This window comes from Massilia haematophila, from assembly GCF_042647645.1.
Lineage (GTDB): Bacteria > Pseudomonadota > Gammaproteobacteria > Burkholderiales > Burkholderiaceae_D > Telluria > Telluria haematophila.
Genome location: NZ_JBHRVV010000001.1, coordinates 1,841,587 through 1,859,770, shown reverse-complemented (window position 1 = coordinate 1,859,770; position 18,184 = coordinate 1,841,587). Strand labels below are relative to the sequence as shown.

Here is an 18,184-nt window from a genome sequence, read left to right as displayed (position 1 = left end):
GAAAAGGGCCGGCGAACCGGCCCTTCGATCAGCGCGCGCTTACTGGTGCGCGTGGTGGGCGGCGGTCAGGCGCCGCATCAGCGGCAGCACGGCCAGCGCGATCAGGGTACAGATCACGGCCGCGATGCCCAGCTTGTTGAACAGGCCGGTGTAGATCGGCAGGGTCTGTAGCGGGTCGGTCATGCCTTGCGGGACGCTGGCCAGGTTGGCGACCACGCCGCCCAGGTACTGCGAGATACCGGTGGCGACGAAATAGGCGCCCATCATGAAGCCGCCCATGCGCGCCGGCACGTAGCGTGCGACCATCGCCAGGCCCAGGCCCGAGACCAGTAGCTCGCCCAGCGAATACAAGCCGTAGCCGGCGATCATGATCCACGACGAGGTCAGGCCGTTCACGGCGAAGGAACCGGCGAAGCCGTAGGTGAAGAAGCCGAGCGCGACCACCGAGAAGCCCAGCGCGAACTTGGCGGCGATCGACAGGTCCGAGCCGGTACGGCCGGCGCGTGCGTACATGAAGGCAAGGATCGGGCTCAGGACCATGATCCAGATCGCGTTCAGGGCCTGGAACTGGGCCGGCGACCAGGTCCACAGGTGGGCGCCCAGCACGGTGAATTCGAGGTCGACGTTACGCAGCGCGAACAGCGACAGCGAGGTCGACATCTGCTGGTAGAAGATGAAGAAGAACACGGTCTGCAGGGTCAGGATCAGGGCGGCGACCAGGCCGGCGCGCTCGCTCGGTACGCTCTTCCTGATCAGGTGGGCGAAAATGCCCAGCACCACGACACCGGCCAGGTAGACGAAGATCCGCGCCAGGCTCTGGTACTGCAGGATCACGGCCGAGACGCCGACGGCGACCACGCCGCCCGCCAGCACCATGCCGAGCTTGCCCATGTCGAGCGGCAGTTCGTCCGGCTGCGAGCCGACGTGGCGGATGGTGGCGCGCATCATCATCACGGTCAGCAAACCGACCACCAGGCCGACGCTGCAGACGGCGAAGGCGACGTGCCAGCCGAGTTCGTTGCCGTAGGTGGCGTTGACGTAGTCCTTGATTGCCGGGGTGGCCAGCATCGAGATGGTCGAGCCGACGTTGACGGCCATGTAGTAGATGGTGAAGGCGCTGTCGATCTTCGAATCGTCGCCTTCATAGATCTTGCGCACCAGGTTGGCGGTGTTCGGCTTGAACAGGCCGTTGCCGACCACGATCACGCCCAGCGCCGAGAACAGGAACCAGGTGTTTTCGGTCGGCACCGCCATCAGGGCGTAGCCGAGCGTCAGGATGATGCCGCCGAGGATCATGGAGCGGCGGGTGCCGAGCACCTTGTCGCCGATCCAGCCGCCGATGGCCGGTGCGACGTAGATCAGGGCCGCGGCGGCGCCCCAGACCAGGTTGGCGCGGCTGTCTTCGAAGCCGATGCGCTGCACCATGAAATACACGATGAGCGCCTGCATGCCGTAATAGCCGAAGCGCTCCCACAACTCGATCAGCGCCACCGTCATGAACGAGCGGGTCTGGCTGTACGGCAGGATTTCCGTTTTCAATTTCTCTCCTTGTTGAACGCGCGCCCGGCCCGTGTCCGGCGCAAGCGTTGCATGCTACGCCACGACAACGCAAGATGCAATCCTGAAAGACAGGGGAAAGAAGAAGAGAAGGGCACCGTGGAGGAGGAGGGGAGGCAGGGGGCTCGTAGCGTGGGCTCTCGAGCCCACGCGGCACGGCATTCGAGCTGTCGAAACGCGCCAAAAATGACGGTACGCCACTGCAGCCGGCACGGATTCGAACGGCTCGGGTGCGCGGCCAGTGAGGCCGCGTGGGCACAAGTGCCCACCCTACGCATCCGTGGTGTCGCCGCCCCGGCGGTACGCGTCTCAGGCCGCGAGCGCTGCCCGCTCCGCCAGCAGCGCCACGCAGGCCTGCGGCGGCAGCGGGCGGCTGACATAGTAGCCCTGGATCTCGTCGCACTGGTAGGCTTCCAGCGCGCGCACGTGGCCGATCGTCTCGACGCCCTCGGCCACCACTTTCAGGTTCAGGCTGTGCGCCAGGCTGATGACGGCCTTGGTGATCGCGGCGTCGTCGCCGTCGGTCGGCAGGTCGCGCACGAACGTGCGGTCGATCTTCAGCGCGTCCAGCGGGAAGCGCTTCAGGTAGGCCAGGCTCGAGTAACCGGTGCCGAAATCGTCGACCGACAGGCGCATGCCCTGGGCCTTCAGCTGCGAAAGGATCGCCACCGCCGCTTCCGGGTCGGTCATCAGCATCGATTCGGTCAGCTCGAATTCCAGCAGGCGCGGGTCGATCCCGGCCGCGGCGACGATCGCGCCCACGGTCTCGGGCAGGCCGGGCTGGGCCAGCTGGCGCGCCGACAGGTTGATCGCCACCGGCGGCACGCGATCGAGCGTGAGGGCCCATTCGCCGAGCTGGCGGCAGACTTCTTCGATCACCCATTCGCCGACCGGCAGGATCATGCCGGTGTCTTCCAGGATCGAGATGAATTCGAGCGGCGAGACCAGGCCGCGTTCGGGATGGCGCCAGCGCAGCAGGGCCTCGAAGCCGCTCACCGCGCCGCTGTCCAGGCGCAGCTTGGGCTGGTAGTGCAGTTCGAACTCGCCGCGCTCGAGCGCCAGGTGCAGGTCGGTCTCGATCTGCAGGCGCTGGGCCGCGTTCGCGTGCATCTCGGCGAGGTAGAAGCGGTAGTTGTTGCGGCCGCTGTTCTTGGCGCCGTACATGGCCGTGTCGGCGCTTTTCAGCAGGGCCGAGGCGGTGGCGCCATCCTCCGGGTAGCCGGCGATGCCGACGCTGGCCGAGACGAACAGCTGCTGCCCCTGCAAGATGAAGGGACGCGCCAGCGCCTCGACGATGCGGGCCGCGGTCGCCTCGGCGTCCGCCAGCGCATCCAGGCGCGGCAGCACCACCGCGAACTCGTCGCCGCCCAGGCGCGCCACCACGTCGTCCGCGCCCACGCAGTCCTGCAGGCGGCGGCTGGCCTGGGCCAGCAGTTCGTCTCCCACGCTGTGGCCCATCATGTCGTTCACGCTCTTGAAGCGGTCGAGGTCGATGAACATCACGCCGGCGCGGTGGCCGCAGCGGGCGGCGGCGGCGATCGCGTCCTCCAGGCAGCCGGCCAGGCGGTGCCGGTTCGGCAGGCCGGTCAACGCGTCGTACTGGGCCAGGTAGGTCAGGCGGTTGCGCGCGTCTTCGCGTTCGATCGCGGTTGCCAGGATGTTGGCCAGGCTGTTCAGGAAGCCGTCCTCCTGTTCCTGGAAGGTGCGCTGCTCGGGCGCGTACACGCCGAGCGCGCCGTACAGGCGGTCGCGGCAGACGATGAAGACTTCGATGCCGCTGCCGGCGGCGCGCGTGCCGAGCAGCGCGGCGCTCCAGTGCGCCAGCTGCTCGGCGGAGTCCGGACCGGCGACGTGCGCAAAGCGCGCGCCGATCGCATCGGCCGGAAAGCCGGCGCCGGCCTGCAGCACCGCCGCGCCAGCCTCGGTGTCGAAGCCGAACAGGGCGGCGTGGCGCACGTCCAGGCCTTCGCAGGCGACCGCCGTCGCCATCTCGAACAGTTCCTGCAGCGGGCCCGCTTCGAGCGCCTTGCGTCCGAAGCGGGCGATCAGGCCCTGGCGCTTGGCGTTGTCGACGATCGCGTCCTCGAATTGCTTGCGTTCGGTGATGTCGAAGTCGATGCAGATGTATTTCTCGAGCTGTCCGGCACTGTCGAGGATCGGCACGATGGTGCGGCGCCACTGGCGTTCGCCGTCGCGCGCCGGCACCGCCACTTCGCCGTTCCAGACGCTGCTCGACGGCGTCCAGCCGCCGGCGGCATCGGCCAGCGGCTCGCCGATGCGCGCCAGTTCGGCGCCGACCAGTTCCTCGCGCGCATAGCCCGAGCAGCGCACGAACTGCTCGTTGACGGCGGTGATGCGGCCTTCGCGGTCGAGCTCGCACACGATCGCCGCCTGGTCGAGCGCGCTCTTGTGCTGGACCAGGGAATTCATCAGGGCCGCGATGCGCTGGCCGTACTGGTCGCGCATGCTGGCCGCGCTGCGGTTCACCGCCAGGATCGCCTCGCGGATCTCGCGCGGGGCGCCGGCGCTCAGCGCCGCTTCCGCCGCGGCGGCCTGCTCGTCGCCGTAGAAGCGCAAGCGGCCGAGATTCTCCAGCCAGCGCTTGAGCAGCCAGCGCGCCAGCGTCAGGCTGATCGAGAGGGCGATCGCGGCCAGGCCGGCCGACTGCAGCAGCAGGGTCCACAGCTGCGCCGCGAGCTTGCGCTCGTCGAAGGAGAGGCGCAGCACGCCGTAGTCCTTGCCGCCGACCGCGACCACGCGGTTGACGTCGAACAGCTCGCGTCCGACGCGCTCGGTCAGCCAGTCCGGCGCCGGGGCGTGATGGTCGATGGCCGGTGCGTCGACCCGGATCACGCCGCCGCCGAGGTCGATGAAGACGGCGCTGCGAAACGGCGACTGCACCATCATCGTCGACAGGGTGCGCTTGACGGTGTCGTAGTCGCCGATCACCGCGCTGTCCTCGACCGCGCGCGAGGCCACTTCGACCAGGGTATAGGCGGTGTCCTGGGTCTCGTCGATATGCTGGAGGAACTGGTGGCGGTAGAAGATGCCGAGGCCGGTGCCGACGAAGATCAGCATGCTCAGCGCGAACAGCGTGAACACGCGCCCCACGAGCGAGCGCGGCAACAGCATGAGGTGCAGGCGCCTGAACATCGACCGCTCGCCTAGCGCAGTTCGGCCGGGGCGGCCTGGTAGAAGCTGCGGTAGGCGGCGTAGTCGGCGTCGCCGGCGGCGACGAAGGAGAGCGGCTCGGGTGCGTGCACCAGTTCGGCGGCGGCTTCCAGGATGCGGCGGCCCTCGGGGTCGCGGTGCATGTTCAGGAAGGCCTCGGCCACGGCGCGCACCTGCTCGGCCGGCACGCGCGGCGAGGCCATCAGCGCCAGGTCGTTGAACGGGGCCGAGCTCCACAGCACGCGGAAGCGCTTGTCCTCGCGCCCGCTGTAGTTCCCCACCAGCTGCGAATTCGCGCCCGCGGCCTTGGCGCGGCCGCTGAACAACTGGGTGAAGGCGGCGTCCATGTTGCCTGCAAAGGCGACCGTGACCGGCACGTTCTGGCGCAGCAGCTGGGCATAGGTCATTTTGTAGGCGATCAGTGCTTCCGGACCGGGAAACACCACGATGCTGTTCGCCAGGTCGCTTAAGCGCCGCACCGGCGAATCGACGGGAACCACGATCTGGGCGCGCACGGGCTCGGCGTTGCGGCGCCCGAACACGGTCCAGCCCATCTTCGTGCGCTCCGGGCTGAACAGGTGATTGGTAAAGGCGAAGTCGACTTCCTTGGCCAGCACGAAACTGGTGGTGTCGGCCGAGGTGCGGCCGAGCTTCAGGTTCAGCTGCACGCCGCTCTTGGCGGACACATAGCGCACGATCGGGTTCCAGAAGCTGGCCGAGACCTGCAGGTTGTACTGGTTGACCGGCGAGAAGTTATACGTCGGGGGCTCGGCGGCCGCGGCCTGGCCGCACAGCAGGGGAAGCAGGAGCAGGGCCAGGCCTGCGCGGGTCATCGTACGCATGGTGTCGGAGAGCAGGGGGAGTCGAACGTGCGCGGGAATGCGCTGGCGGACGACTATAGCACATTTCGTACAGACAATACCTACAAGAAACATTGCAGCGTTGCAATAACGAGACTGTCGATGGCGTTGCCCAATCGACAGCTTTTCCGGTATGGAAATGCTGTGGCGTGGGATGGGCGCCCCTGCGCCCACGCGTGCACTCAGAACTGCTCGTCCGGCCGCAGGTAGCGCCACTGGCCCTGCGGCAGTTCGCCCAGCTTGACGCGGCCGATGCGCACGCGCTTCAGGCCGATGACCTTCAGGCCGACCATCTCGCACATGCGGCGGATCTGGCGCTTCTTGCCTTCGCGCAGGGTGAAGCTGAGCTGGTCCTCGTTCTGCCAGCGCACCTTGGCCGGCAGCAGCGGCTTGCCGTCCATCCACAGCCCGTGGTTGAGCTTTTTCAGGTCGCTGTCGGGCAGCCTGCCCGGCCGCGTGTATTGCACGCGCACCAGGTATTCCTTGTCGATGCTGGTGTCCTGGCCGATCAGCTGCTTGGCGATGCGCCCGTCCTGGGTCAGCACCAGCAGGCCCACCGAGTCGATGTCGAGGCGGCCGGCCGGCACCAGCGAGCGCAGCTGGGTCGGGTGGAAATGCTCGTCGGCGGGGTCCTCGGCCCAGCGGTTCTCCGGCTTGATCAGGGCGACCGCCGGCGTGTAGCCGTCCTCGGCCTGGCCGCTGACGTAGCCGACCGGCTTGTTGATCAGGATCGTCACGCGCTTGGACTGCTCGGCCGCGGCCTGGCGCTCGACCGTGATGCGCTGCGAGGGCAGCACCTTGCTGCCCAGTTCGGAGACCACCTTGCCGTCGACCCGCACCCAGCCGCGCGCGATCCATTCATCGGCTTCGCGGCGCGAGCAGAGGCCGAGTTCGGACATACGTTTGGACAGGCGGAGCGGTTCGGTCATAAGGCAAAAACAAAAAAGAAGAAATCAGATGGCCAGCGCGTCGAGCAGCTCGGTCTCGAGCTGGACCTGCACGCGTGGGTTGTTCAGGTTCGGGCCGTCGATCAGGAACACGTCCTCGACGCGTTCGCCCAGCGTCATGATCTTGGCGGTGTGCAGGTTGATGCGATGGCGGGTCAGCACGTTGGCGATCGCATACAGCAGGCCGGTGCGGTCGTGGGCGGCGATCGAGAGCAGGTAGTACTGGCCGCGCTCGTCCGGCCGCAGTTCGACGGTCGGCGTGATCGGGAAGTGGCGCGACAGGCGCGACAGTCGCGCGCGGGTCGGCGGCGGCAGCGGCGCGTTCGAGCCCAGCAGCTCGCACAATTCGTGCTCGATCAGGCTGATGATGTCGCGGTAGTGCTTCGCGAAGTTTTCCTCGGTGACGAGGAAGGTGTCGAGCGCATAGCCGTCGCGCGTGGTGTGGATCTTCGCGTCCAGGATGCTGAAGTTCTTGCGGTCGAAGTAGCTGCAGATGCGCGCGAACAGGTCGGGCTGGTCCTTCAGGTAGACCGTCACCTGCAGGCCTTCGCCGATCGGCGCCAGGCGCGCCTTCACCACCGGCTTGGCGCTCTTGATCCTGTCGTGCAGGCAGCGCGTCTGCCAGGCGATGTCGGAGGCGTCGTGGCGCAGGAAGTAGACCACGTCGAGCTGGTCCCAGAGCGCCTCGTGGGCGTCGGCGGGCAGGCCGAACAGGCGCAGCGTGGCCAGCGCTTCCTGCTGGCGCATGCGCAGTTCGCGGTCGGCCGAATGCGGCTCGCCGCCGAGCACGCGCAGGGTGATCCGGTACAGGTCTTCCAGCAGCTTGGCCTTCCAGGCGTTCCACACCTTGGGGCTGGTGCCGCGGATGTCGGCCACGGTCAACAGGTAGAGCGCGGTCAGGTGGCGCTCGTCCTTGACCACGCCGGCAAAGGCCTGGACCACGTCCGGGTCCGACAGGTCCTGCTTCTGGGCCACCTGCGACATGGTCAGGTGCTGCTCGACCAGGAACACCACCAGTTCGGTGTCGGCGTTGGACAGGCCGTGCTCGCGGCAGAAGTCGAGGGCATCGACGCGCCCGAGCTCGGAGTGGTCGCCGCCGCGGCCCTTGGCGATGTCGTGGAACAGGGCGGCCACGTACAGCAGCCAGCGGTCGCGGAAGTTGGCGATCAGCTGGCTGCAGAACGGGTATTCGTGGGCATGCTCGCTCATCGTGAAGCGGCGCAGGTTACGCACCACCATCATGATGTGCTGGTCCACTGTGTACACGTGGAAGAGGTCGTGCTGCATCTGGCCGACGATGCGCCGGAAGTTCGGCAGGTAGCGTCCCAGCACGCCGAAGTCGTTCATGCGGCGCAGCGCGTGCACCAGGCCGACGGGGGCCTTCAGGATGCGCAGGAAATTCGCCTTGTTGCCCGGGTCGGCGCGGAAATCCGCGTCGATCAGGTTGCGCGCATGCCAGAGCGCGCGCGTGGTGCGCGCCGTCATGCCCTTGATGTCGGGGCGCTCGGTCATGGCGACGAAGATCTCGAGCACCGCCGGGGGGTGGGTCTCGAAGGTGTCGTCGCGCGCGATGTCGATGAAGCCGTTGACCTCGTTGAAGCGCTCGTTGACCGGTTTCGGCACGGTCGGCTGCGGGAACAGCCGGGCCTCGATGTTCTGCAGCAGGATGGTGTTGAGCTGGGTGACGGTCTTGGCGGCCCAGTAGTAGCGCTGCATCAGGTATTCGCTGGCGCGGCGCGCGCCCGGGCCGGGAGCGTCCGAGCTCAGGCCGAAGGTCTCGGCGATCGCGGTCTGGACGTCGAACAGCAGGCGGTCTTCGCGCCGGCCGGTCTGCAGGTGCAGGCGCACGCGGATGTCCTTGAAGGCGCGCTCCTTTTCCATCAGCTGGCGCGCCTCCATGCGCGTGATCAGGCCGCGCGTGGCCAGCTGGCCCCAGGAGTTGGCCAGGCTCGATGCCTTCGCGACCCACAGGATCACCTGCAGGTCGCGCAGCGCGCCCGGGCTTTCCTTGCAGTTCGGCTCCAGCGCGAAGGCGGTGTACTCGTATTTTGCATGGCGCAGGCGCATCTCGGCGGTCTTGGCCTGGAAAAAGGCCTGCGGGTCGAGCGCCTCGCGGTAGCGTTTCTGGAGCTGGGCGAAGAGCGCCGCGTCGCCGGTCACCAGCCGCGCTTCGAGCAGGCTGGTCTGGACCGTGATGTCGGCGCTTGATTCGAGCATGCACTCGTCGACCGTGCGGATGCTGTGGCCGATCTCCAGCCCCAGGTCCCAGAGCAGCTGGACCAGGTTCTCGAGCCTGGCCTGGGTGATCGCGTCGGGCGGGGCGCCGAGCAGGATCAGGACGTCGACGTCGGAATGGGGAAACAGTTCGCCGCGCCCGTAGCCGCCGACGCCGACCAGGGCGGTGTTGGCGGGCAGGCCGGCCGCGCGCCAGGCTTCGACCAGGATGCCGTCGACGCAGCGGCGCAGGCTGCGCAGCAGCTTCTCGGGCCGGTCGTCGCGGCGAAAGCGCTCGAACAGCGCCTGGCGTTCGGCCTTCAGGCGTTGCTTCAGTTCGGGACGGGCCTGGTCGAGCTGCGCGGCGGTCATGGCGCGGCCTTTATGCCGGAACGGCGGCCGCGGGCAGCACGATCGCCGGCGGCGGCGGCGTGCCCTCGGACATGGTCAGGACCTCGTAGCCGGTCTCGGTCACCAGGATCATGTGTTCCCACTGGGCCGACAGGCTGCGGTCCTTGGTCTTGATGGTCCAGCCGTCGGGCAGGGCCTTGATCTCGCGGCGGCCGGCGTTGATCATCGGCTCGATGGTGAAGATCATGCCCGGCTCCAGCTTTTCCAGGGTGCCCGGTTTGCCGTAGTGCAGCACCTGCGGCTCCTCATGGAAGACGCGGCCGATGCCGTGGCCGCAGAACTCGCGCACCACGCTGTAGCCGTTCTTTTCGGCGTGCTGCTGGATCACGTGGCCAATGTCGCCCAGGTAAGCGCCAGGTTTGACTTTCGAGATGCCCAGCCACATGCATTCGTAGGTGACTTCGGCCAGGCGCTTGGCCATGATCGACGGTTTGCCGATAAAGAACATGCGGCTGTTGTCGCCATGGAAACCATCCTTCGTGATGACGGTGACGTCGATGTTCATCACGTCGCCGTCCTTGAGCGGCTTGTCGTTCGGGATGCCGTGGCAGATCACGTCGTTGAGCGAGGTGCAGACCGACTTCGGATAGGGCGGATAACCCGGCGGCTGGTAGTTCAGCGGGGCAGGGGTCGTGCCCTGCACGTTGACCATGTATTCGTGACACAGGCGATCGAGTTCGGCCGTCGTCACGCCCGGTTTCACGAAAGGCGTGATGTAGTCGAGCACTTCGGCGCCGAGGCGGCCGGCGATGCGCATGCCTTCGATTTCTTCCGGGGTTTTGATGGAGATGGACATATGAAAATGGGTAAGGCCGGGTCGGCTGGGACAATAAGCGAAACGGACGGTATTTGGTAACAGGGCGTAACAGCCGGGCTGTCGTTGCGCGCGCTGCAATATTCTTCGCATTATAAGTGAAGCGCTGCGCAGGTGCGACCTGCCCCGCAAGGGCAGGGAGTGCAGCGGGCCCGGCGTGCGCGGCCCTGCGGCTTGTCCGTACGTGACTCTTGAAATACAGGCCAAATCCCGCTAGAATCTCGGGTTGCTTGGGCTCCGGTCCGGCAATGTTGTCAAAGTAGTCTATTTTTTTTATTCAAATCGCGAATGCGACCGCCAAAGGGTGCCCTTGAGGTGACTGGTCGTATTCAAGAATTTAACCCTGGAGAATTACATGTCCGTTACTATGCGCGAAATGCTGGAAGCCGGTATCCACTTCGGCCACCAGACCCGTTTCTGGAACCCGAAAATGGCACCGTTCATCTTCGGTCATCGCAACAAGATCCACATCATCAACCTGGAAAAAACCATGGCGATGTACCAAGATGCGATGAAGACCATCAAGCAGATCTCGGCCAACCGCGGCACCATCCTGATGGTCGGCACCAAGCGCCAGGCCCGCGACATCATCGCCGCCGAAGCGCAACGCGCCGGCGTGCCTTACGTCGACCAGCGCTGGCTGGGCGGCATGCTGACCAACTTCAAGACCATCAAGACCTCGATCAAGCGCCTGAAGGACATGGAAGCGCAAGTCGAATCGGGTGAAGTCGAGAAGCTGTCGAAGAAAGAAGCGCTGATGTTCTCGCGCGAAATGGAAAAGCTGCAGAAGTCGATCGGCGGCATCAAGGAACTGGGCGGCATCCCTGACGCGATCTTCGTCGTCGACGTCGGCTACCACAAGGGCGCCATCACCGAAGCCGGCAAGCTGGGCATCCCGGTCATCGGCGTGGTCGATACCAACCACTCGCCGGAAGGCGTCACCCACGTGATCCCGGGTAACGACGACTCGTCGAAGGCAATCACCCTGTACGCACGCGGCGTCGCCGATGCGATCCTGGAAGGACGCGCCAACGCCACCAACGAAGTCGTTGAGATGGTCAAGGCCGGCGGCGACGACTTCGTCGAAGTCTCCGAGCAGGCGTAATTTCCAGGCGGGCTTCATGCCTGCCTTACAGCTCCAAAAGGGGTGCCGGTGTTCTGAGCGCCCCTTTTTTCAAGCAAAAGAATACCCCGGGCGGACGCCACGATCCCTGGCGGCCGCATCTTAGGAATCACATTTAGGAGAATACACATGGCAGCGATTACTGCAGCGATGGTCGGCGAACTGCGCGCGAAAACCGACGCACCGATGATGGAATGCAAGAAGGCACTGACCGAAGCCGACGGCGACATGGCACGTGCCGAAGAGATCCTGCGCGTCAAGCTGGGCGGCAAGGCATCGAAGGCATCCTCGCGCGTCACCGCCGAAGGCGTGGTGGCAACCTACATCGCCGGCAACGTCGGCGCGCTGGTCGAAATCAACAGCGAAACCGACTTCGTCGCCAAGAACGACGACTTCCTGGCCATGGCCAACCTGGCAGCCAAGCTGGTCGCCGAGAACAACCCGGCCGACGTCGCCGCCCTGGCAGCCCTGCCGGCCGACGGCAAGACCTTCGACGACGTGCGTACGGCACTGATCGGCAAAATCGGTGAAAATATGACCGTGCGCCGCTTCCAGCGTTTCGAAACCACCGGCAAGCTGGCTTCCTACCTGCACGGCACCCGTATCGGCGTCATGGTCGAGTACGAAGGCGCGGACGAGCAAGTCGGCAAGGACGTGGCAATGCACATCGCCGCGATGAAGCCGGTCGCCCTGTCGGCTGAGCAAGTTCCTGCTGAACTGATCGAGAAAGAGCGTTCGGTCGCCGAACTGAAGGCCAAGGAAGACGCCGAAAAGGCCGCCGCCGAAGGCAAGCCGGCCCAGTCGCCGGAAATCCTGGCCAAGCGCCTGGAAGGCTCGGTTCAGAAGTACCTGAAGGAAGTGTCGCTGCTGAACCAGGCATTCGTGAAGAACGACAAGCAGTCGATCGAGCAGATGCTGAAGGCCGCCAACACCACCATCAAGGCGTTCACGATGTACGTCGTGGGCGAGGGCATCGAGAAGAAGGTCGACGACTTCGCAGCAGAAGTCGCGGCCCAGATGGCTGCCAACAAGCAGTAATACGAAAGCGGGCCGCAAGGCCCGTTTTTTTAACCTGGCCGTTTATCGCGGCCGGGTGATCGTGGGGTGGGGCGCGACATGTCCCGCACGGTACGCGCGACGCGGTCCGGATCGCCTCCCGTAGGGTGGGCACTCCGTGCCCACGCGAAACGATGCGATAAGGGACGCCGGTTCATGGTGTAGAGCATGCGTTACGGGAATATTTCCCGAGGCGTTGCGATAACGCCTGCATCGCCGACCATTGTGTTGCCAACATCGTGCCGACGTTCGCGTGGGCACGGGGTGCCCACCCTGCGGGGCGTGCGTGCGCGCCCGTTTCGCCGCCATCTGTACATTTCACAGATGAGGCCGTCAGCCACGCGCCGGCGGCCGGAACCGAATTCGAATCAACACAACAGGAGCCCGCTTCATCATGACAAAACCAGCCTACCAACGAGTCCTCCTTAAACTGTCTGGCGAAGCGCTGATGGGCGACGATCCGTTCGGGATCAACCGCGCCACCATCGATCGCATGGTGGCCGACGTGGCGGAAGTGGCGAAGCTGGGCGTCGAGCTGGCAGTCGTGATTGGCGGCGGCAACATCTTCCGCGGCGTCGCTCCCGGCGCCCAGGGCATGGACCGCGCCACCGCCGACTACATGGGCATGCTGGCCACCGTCATGAACGCCCTGGCGCTGGCCGACGCCATGCGCCACGTCGGCATCACCGCGCGCGTGATGTCGGCCATCGGCATCGAGCAGGTGGTCGAGCCCTACGTGCGCCCGAAGGCGCTGCAATACCTGGAAGAGGGCAAGGTCGTCGTGTTCGCCGCCGGCACCGGCAACCCCTTCTTCACCACCGATACCGCGGCCGCGCTGCGCGGCTCGGAAATCTCGGCCGAGATTGTTTTGAAGGCAACCAAGGTCGATGGCGTATATACTGCCGATCCGAAGAAGGATCCGCATGCGACGCGCTACGAGTCGATCTCGTTCGACGAAGCCATCGCCAAGCACCTGCAGGTGATGGACGCTACCGCGTTCGCCCTGTGCCGCGACCAGAAGCTGCCGATCAAGGTGTTTTCCATCGTCAAGCCGGGCGCGCTCAAGCGCGTGATCATGGGCGAAGACGAAGGTACACTGGTACACGTTTGATTTAACTCTGAAATACTGAATAACAGGAGAGCAGCATGTCCTTAGCTGACGTGAAGAAAAGCGCGCAAGAGCGCATGACCAAGTCGATCGAGACCCTGAGGGCCGACCTGGCCAAGGTCCGCACCGGCCGCGCCCACACCGGCATCCTCGACCACGTGATGGTCGACTACTACGGTTCGCCGACCCCGCTGAGCGGCGTGGCCAACCTGAACCTGATCGACGCGCGCACCATCGGTGTCACGCCGTACGAGAAGAAGATGCTGAGCACGATCGAAAAGGCGATCCGCGACGCCGACCTCGGCCTGAACCCGTCGACGATGGGCGACATGGTCCGTGTGCCGACCCCGCCGCTGACCGAAGAGCGCCGCAAGGAAATGGTCAAGCTGTGCAAATCGGAAGCCGAGGACGCGAAGATTGCCGTGCGCAATATCCGCCGCGACGCCAACGAGCAGCTCAAGAAGATGGTGAAGGACAAGACCGCGTCGGAAGACGACGAGCGCCGCGCCTCGGACGAAATCCAGAAGCTGACCGACAAGTTTGTCGCCGACATCGACAAGCTGGTCGCCGAGAAGGAAAAGGAAGTCCTGACTGTTTAAGCGCGGGCGGTCGGACGCAAAAGCCGGCCCGGCTGTCGCCCGGCCGTTTTTTCGCCCGACCAGGCTCCCGCCCGGCCGTTCCGATTCCTGATTCGCGGCCGGGCGCTTCGCTTTATTTCTGGTATCACCGTCATGGCAATGGATTTATGATCTTCAAGAGTTCGACGACTGCAGTACCCGATGTGCTGCCCGTCCCGCGTCATATCGCGATCATCATGGACGGCAATGGCCGCTGGGCGACCAAGCGCCTGCTGCCGCGCGTGGCGGGGCATGTAAAGGGCGTCGAGGCCGTGCGCGGCGTCGTCGAGGCCTGCGTGCTGCGCGGCGTCGAGTACCTGACGCTGTTCGCGTTTTCCTCGGAAAACTGGCGCCGTCCGGCCGAGGAAGTCTCGCTGCTGATGCGCCTGTTCGTCACCGCGCTCGAGCGCGAAGTGTCGAAGATGCACGCCAACGACATCCGCCTGAAAGTCGTGGGCGACCTGTCGCGCTTCGACCCCAAGCTGCAGGAAATGATCGCCAACGCCGAGCGCAAGACCGCCGGCAATACCCGCCTCACCGTCACCGTCTGCGCCAACTACGGCGGCCGCTGGGACATCATGCAGGCCACCAGCAAGATGGTCGCCGCCAACCCCGGCGTCACCGAGTACACGGAAGAGATGCTGGCGCCGCACCTGGCGATGGCCTATGCGCCGGAACCCGACCTGTTCATCCGCACCGGCGGCGAAGAGCGCATCTCGAACTTCCTGCTCTGGCAGCTGGCCTATTCCGAGCTGTACTTTACCGATACCTACTGGCCGGATTTCTCGGCCGAATCCCTGGACGCGGCGATCGCGTCTTACCAAGGCCGCGAGCGCCGTTTCGGCCGCACCGGCGAACAAGTGGCGAACAATACCTGATGCTGAAAACCCGGATCATCACCGCGCTCGTGCTGCTGGCAGTCCTGCTGCCGGTCCTGTATTCCAACAATTTCACGGCCTTCGCGGTGGTGGCGACCGTCTTCTTCGGCGCCGCGATCTGGGAATGCTTCCGCCTGTTCAACCCGACCTCCAGCAAGGCGCCGGTCGTCGCGGCCTTCTGGACCGCCGCCTTTGCCTGGGCCTTCTTCGGCCCGAACGCCGGCAACCCGGTCTTCTGGTTTGCCATCTCGCTGCTGCTGTGGGCCCTGCGTTTCGCGCCGTCGCTGAAGATCGGCCTGCCGCCGCTCGACTCCACCGCCAACACCCTGCTCAGCGTGGTCTACGCGGTGTCGCTGGTCGGCTGCTTCGCGGCGATCGTCGCGCTGTACGCGTATTCGCCGCTCTACCTGCTGTCGGTGATGGCCATCGTCTGGGCCGCCGACATCTTCGCCTACTTCTCCGGCAAGGCTTTCGGCAAGCGTAAACTCGCGCCGTCGATTTCGCCGGGCAAGTCCTGGGAAGGCGCGATCGGCGGCGGCATCGCCGTGCTGGTCATCGCCACCCTGGTCATCGCGTTCGGCGGCCAGGCCCTGGCGAATACCTTCCCGGTGCGCGTCCAGGCCAGCCTCGGCTGGGCCGCCACCTACGCCATCCTGGTCCTGATCGTCGCCGCCAGCGTCGTCGGCGACCTCTTCGAATCCCAGCTCAAGCGCCGCGCCGGCATGAAGGACAGCAGCAACCTCCTGCCCGGCCACGGCGGGGTGCTCGACCGCATCGACGCCCTGGTGCCGGTGCTGCCGCTGGCGGCGCTGATCGGCGCCTGGCTGTAGGTTCACACGGAGTTTCACATGCAACGCATCACCATCCTGGGCGCCACCGGCTCGATCGGCGTCTCTACCCTCGACGTGCTCGCGCGTCACCCCGACAAGTACGAAGTCTATGCGCTGAGCGCGCACAGCCGCGTGGCCGAGCTGGCCGCGCAGTGCCGACAATATCGGCCGGCGCGCGCCGTCGTCGGCACGCCCGAAGCGGCCGCCGAACTGGCGCGCCTGCTGGGCGACCTCGCGGTCGACGTCGCCTGGGGCGAGGCGGCCCTGTGCGAGATCGCCAGCGCGCCCGAGACCGATGCCGTGATGGCGGCCATCGTCGGCGCCGCCGGCCTGGCGCCGACCCTGGCCGCCGCCCGTGCCGGCAAAAAAGTGCTGCTGGCGAACAAGGAAGCGCTGGTGATGTCCGGCCAGCTGTTCATGGACGCGGTGCGCGAGCACAAGGCCACGCTGCTTCCGATCGACAGCGAGCACAACGCGATCTTCCAGTCGCTCCCCGGCAGCTACGCGCGCGAGCCGGATGCGGCCGGCGTCGCCAAGATCCTGCTGACCGCCTCCGGCGGCCCCTTCCTCAACCGCGCCGTCGAGACGCTCGAAGCCGTCACGCCCGAGGAAGCCTGCAAGCATCCGAACTGGTCGATGGGCCGCAAGATCTCGGTCGATTCGGCCACCATGATGAACAAGGGCCTGGAAGTGATCGAGGCCCACTGGCTGTTCGGCGCGCCGGCCGACCGGATCGAGGTCGTGATCCACCCGCAGAGCGTGATCCACTCGATGGTGTCGTATGTCGACGGCTCGGTGCTGGCCCAGCTCGGCAACCCGGACATGCGCACCCCGATCGCCCACGCGCTGGCTTTCCCGGAGCGCATCGATTCCGGCGTGGCCCAGCTCGACCTGACCGCGCTGGCCGCGCTGCAGTTCCACCGGCCCGACTTCGCGCGCTTCCCCTGCCTGGCGCTGGCCTTCGACGCCCTGCGCGCGGGCGGCACCGCGCCGGCCCTGCTGAACGCGGCCAACGAAGTGGCGGTCGAATCCTTCCTCGCGCGCCGCATCGGTTTCCGGGACATCGACCGCGTGGTGCGCCGCGTGATGGACGAGAACGCGCATGGCGCGGCGCATGACATCGAGGCCGTGATGGGGCAGGATGAACGTGCGCGCGCGGCGGCGCAGCAGATCGTCGCCGCCATCGCGCGCCATTGAACGGAACGACCACCCGCAAGCACGCGGAATCACGCGGAACCAAGACATCATGAACTTCCTTTACACGGCCGTGGCCTTCGTGCTCGCGCTGGGGCCGCTCATCATCTTCCACGAACTCGGGCACTACCTGGTCGCGCGCCTGTGCGGCGTCAAGGTGCTGCGCTTCTCGGTCGGCATGGGCAAGGTCGTCTGGTCGCGCCGTTTCGGGCGCGACCAGACCGAATGGGCGCTGTCGGCCCTGCCGCTGGGCGGCTACGTGCAGATGCTCGACGCCCGCGATCCGGCGACCGCGCCGAAGCTCGAGGCCGACCTGGCGCGCGAATTCACGCGCCAGAGCGTCTGGAAGCGCATCGCCATCGTCGCGGCCGGGCCAACCGCCAACTTCCTGCTGGCCATTGCCCTGTTCGCTGCGCTGTTCATGCACGGCACCCAGGAGCCCAGCACCCGCCTGGCCGCGATGGACGCCGACACCCCGGCGTACGCGGCCGGCCTGCGCGGCGGCGACGCGATCCTGGCCGTGAACGGCGAGCAGGTCGCTTCCTTCTCCGAGCTGCGCTGGGCCGTCACCCACCTGGCGGTGGACCGCGAGCCGGCCCGCTTCGACGTCAAGGGCGCGAACGGCAACCAGTACGCCGCCACCATTCCCGCGAGTGCCTTCGGCGCGGTCGATCCCGACGGCGACGTCATGGGCGCGCTCGGCATCGATGTCTGGATCGGCATGGCGCAGGTCGAAGAGGCCGTCGCCGGCGGTCCCGGCGCCCGCGCCGGCCTGCGCCGCGGCGACGTGATCGAGGCGGTCGACGGCAAGGCCTTGCGCGACGCCGGCGACTTCGTGCGCACCGTGCGCGCCGCGCCGGAACGCGCGCTGGCGCTGCGCGTGCGCCGCGACGGCGCCATCGTCACGCTGCCGCTGACGCCCGAGCGCGATCCGAAAGGGCAGGGCGTGGCCCAGGTCCAGCTGGCGAGCGCGGTCGATTTCGTGACCGTGCAGGACGGCCCGTTCGAGGCGCTGGCGAAGGGCGCGCGCCGCACCTGGGAGATGACGGCGCTGACCTTCAAGATGATCGGCAAGATCGTCACCGGCCAGGCGTCGCTGAAGAACGTGACCGGTCCGCTGACCATTGCCGACTACGCCGGACAGACAGCGCGCATGGGCCTTGCGACGTTTTTGGGCTTTATCGCGGTGGTCAGCGTGAGCCTGGGTGTAATGAATCTGTTACCAATTCCAGTGCTGGATGGTGGCCATTTGCTGTATTATTCGCTGGAAGTTTTGACCGGGCGTCCCCTGTCCGAGCGAATCCAGGCATTCGCTCAACGCGCAGGGGTAGGCCTGCTGTTCATGCTGATGGCGCTCGCCGTCTTCAATGACCTGGGAAGACTGCTCTAGTCTTTCCGCGGCAC

14 protein-coding genes are annotated in these 18,184 nt (G+C 66.2%); 8 read left to right on the top strand and 6 right to left on the bottom strand.

The annotated features are described in order from the left end of the window. Nucleotides 1-39 precede the first annotated feature (39 nt). From ACFOPH_RS08305 to map, 6 genes are all read right to left on the bottom strand, one after another. The gene (locus ACFOPH_RS08305) at nucleotides 40-1,539 is read right to left on the bottom strand and encodes a peptide MFS transporter (RefSeq protein WP_312549647.1); all 1,500 of its coding nucleotides are present in this window, start codon (nucleotides 1,537-1,539) and stop codon (nucleotides 40-42) included. Between the two features lie 327 nt (nucleotides 1,540-1,866). After that, on the bottom strand, nucleotides 1,867-4,710 hold the full coding sequence (locus tag ACFOPH_RS08300; RefSeq protein ID WP_312549648.1) for an EAL domain-containing protein: 2,844 nt from the start codon (nucleotides 4,708-4,710) through the stop codon (nucleotides 1,867-1,869). Between the two features lie 11 nt (nucleotides 4,711-4,721). Then, on the bottom strand, nucleotides 4,722-5,561 hold the full coding sequence (locus ACFOPH_RS08295) for a phosphate/phosphite/phosphonate ABC transporter substrate-binding protein (protein ID WP_379734707.1): 840 nt from the start codon (nucleotides 5,559-5,561) through the stop codon (nucleotides 4,722-4,724). A gap of 209 nt (nucleotides 5,562-5,770) precedes the next feature. Continuing rightward, complete coding sequence (locus tag ACFOPH_RS08290) at nucleotides 5,771-6,517, bottom strand: pseudouridine synthase (RefSeq protein ID WP_379734705.1); 747 nt, start codon at nucleotides 6,515-6,517, stop codon at nucleotides 5,771-5,773. A gap of 24 nt (nucleotides 6,518-6,541) precedes the next feature. Continuing rightward, on the bottom strand, nucleotides 6,542-9,121 hold the full coding sequence (locus ACFOPH_RS08285; protein ID WP_379734703.1) for a [protein-PII] uridylyltransferase: 2,580 nt from the start codon (nucleotides 9,119-9,121) through the stop codon (nucleotides 6,542-6,544). Between the two features lie 10 nt (nucleotides 9,122-9,131). Further along, a complete protein-coding gene (gene map, locus ACFOPH_RS08280) occupies nucleotides 9,132-9,956 on the bottom strand; it encodes a type I methionyl aminopeptidase (RefSeq protein WP_312549653.1) in 825 nt (274 codons plus the stop codon). 373 nt (nucleotides 9,957-10,329) lie between these two features. Here map and rpsB point away from each other — a divergent pair, with 373 nt between their 5' ends. The 8 genes from rpsB to rseP all read left to right on the top strand — a co-directional run bounded on the left by rpsB (nucleotide 10,330) and on the right by rseP (nucleotide 18,170). Continuing rightward, the gene (rpsB, locus tag ACFOPH_RS08275; protein ID WP_312549654.1) at nucleotides 10,330-11,079 is read left to right on the top strand and encodes a 30S ribosomal protein S2; all 750 of its coding nucleotides are present in this window, start codon (nucleotides 10,330-10,332) and stop codon (nucleotides 11,077-11,079) included. Between the two features lie 147 nt (nucleotides 11,080-11,226). Further along, the gene (gene tsf, locus ACFOPH_RS08270) at nucleotides 11,227-12,135 is read left to right on the top strand and encodes a translation elongation factor Ts (protein ID WP_312549656.1); all 909 of its coding nucleotides are present in this window, start codon (nucleotides 11,227-11,229) and stop codon (nucleotides 12,133-12,135) included. Between the two features lie 412 nt (nucleotides 12,136-12,547). Beyond that, nucleotides 12,548-13,264 carry a UMP kinase gene (gene pyrH, locus ACFOPH_RS08265; RefSeq protein WP_312549657.1) on the top strand — a complete coding sequence of 239 codons (717 nt, stop codon included), beginning with the start codon at nucleotides 12,548-12,550 and terminating at the stop codon, nucleotides 13,262-13,264. A gap of 35 nt (nucleotides 13,265-13,299) precedes the next feature. Then, nucleotides 13,300-13,860 carry a ribosome recycling factor gene (frr, locus tag ACFOPH_RS08260; protein ID WP_312549658.1) on the top strand — a complete coding sequence of 187 codons (561 nt, stop codon included), beginning with the start codon at nucleotides 13,300-13,302 and terminating at the stop codon, nucleotides 13,858-13,860. 146 nt (nucleotides 13,861-14,006) lie between these two features. Continuing rightward, complete coding sequence (gene uppS / locus ACFOPH_RS08255) at nucleotides 14,007-14,756, top strand: polyprenyl diphosphate synthase (RefSeq protein ID WP_312549659.1); 750 nt, start codon at nucleotides 14,007-14,009, stop codon at nucleotides 14,754-14,756. Then, nucleotides 14,756-15,586: a phosphatidate cytidylyltransferase gene (locus tag ACFOPH_RS08250; RefSeq protein WP_379734699.1), complete on the top strand. Its 831-nt coding sequence runs from the start codon at nucleotides 14,756-14,758 to the stop codon at nucleotides 15,584-15,586. Before uppS ends, ACFOPH_RS08250 begins: the two co-directional genes overlap by 1 nt. Before the next feature lie 18 nt (nucleotides 15,587-15,604). Continuing rightward, nucleotides 15,605-16,783, top strand: a complete 1,179-nt coding sequence (gene ispC, locus ACFOPH_RS08245) for a 1-deoxy-D-xylulose-5-phosphate reductoisomerase (RefSeq protein ID WP_379734697.1) — start codon at nucleotides 15,605-15,607, stop codon at nucleotides 16,781-16,783. 49 nt (nucleotides 16,784-16,832) lie between these two features. Continuing rightward, on the top strand, nucleotides 16,833-18,170 hold the full coding sequence (gene rseP / locus ACFOPH_RS08240) for an RIP metalloprotease RseP (RefSeq protein WP_379734695.1): 1,338 nt from the start codon (nucleotides 16,833-16,835) through the stop codon (nucleotides 18,168-18,170). Nucleotides 18,171-18,184 lie beyond the last annotated feature (14 nt).

Excerpts from the sequence above, each read along its gene's own strand:
- ACFOPH_RS08300 (WP_312549648.1), bottom strand. The coding sequence starts at position 4,710 with ATGTTCAGGCGCCTGCACCTCATGCTGTTGCCGCGCTCGCTCGTGGGG.
- ACFOPH_RS08295 (WP_379734707.1), bottom strand. The coding sequence starts at position 5,561 with ATGACCCGCGCAGGCCTGGCCCTGCTCCTGCTTCCCCTGCTGTGCGGC.
- ACFOPH_RS08290 (WP_379734705.1), bottom strand. The coding sequence starts at position 6,517 with ATGACCGAACCGCTCCGCCTGTCCAAACGTATGTCCGAACTCGGCCTC.
- ACFOPH_RS08285 (WP_379734703.1), bottom strand. The coding sequence starts at position 9,121 with ATGACCGCCGCGCAGCTCGACCAGGCCCGTCCCGAACTGAAGCAACGC.
- map (WP_312549653.1), bottom strand. The coding sequence starts at position 9,956 with ATGTCCATCTCCATCAAAACCCCGGAAGAAATCGAAGGCATGCGCATC.
- rpsB (WP_312549654.1), top strand. The coding sequence starts at position 10,330 with ATGTCCGTTACTATGCGCGAAATGCTGGAAGCCGGTATCCACTTCGGC.
- tsf (WP_312549656.1), top strand. The coding sequence starts at position 11,227 with ATGGCAGCGATTACTGCAGCGATGGTCGGCGAACTGCGCGCGAAAACC.
- pyrH (WP_312549657.1), top strand. The coding sequence starts at position 12,548 with ATGACAAAACCAGCCTACCAACGAGTCCTCCTTAAACTGTCTGGCGAA.
- frr (WP_312549658.1), top strand. The coding sequence starts at position 13,300 with ATGTCCTTAGCTGACGTGAAGAAAAGCGCGCAAGAGCGCATGACCAAG.
- uppS (WP_312549659.1), top strand. The coding sequence starts at position 14,007 with ATGATCTTCAAGAGTTCGACGACTGCAGTACCCGATGTGCTGCCCGTC.
- ACFOPH_RS08250 (WP_379734699.1), top strand. The coding sequence starts at position 14,756 with ATGCTGAAAACCCGGATCATCACCGCGCTCGTGCTGCTGGCAGTCCTG.
- ispC (WP_379734697.1), top strand. The coding sequence starts at position 15,605 with ATGCAACGCATCACCATCCTGGGCGCCACCGGCTCGATCGGCGTCTCT.
- rseP (WP_379734695.1), top strand. The coding sequence starts at position 16,833 with ATGAACTTCCTTTACACGGCCGTGGCCTTCGTGCTCGCGCTGGGGCCG.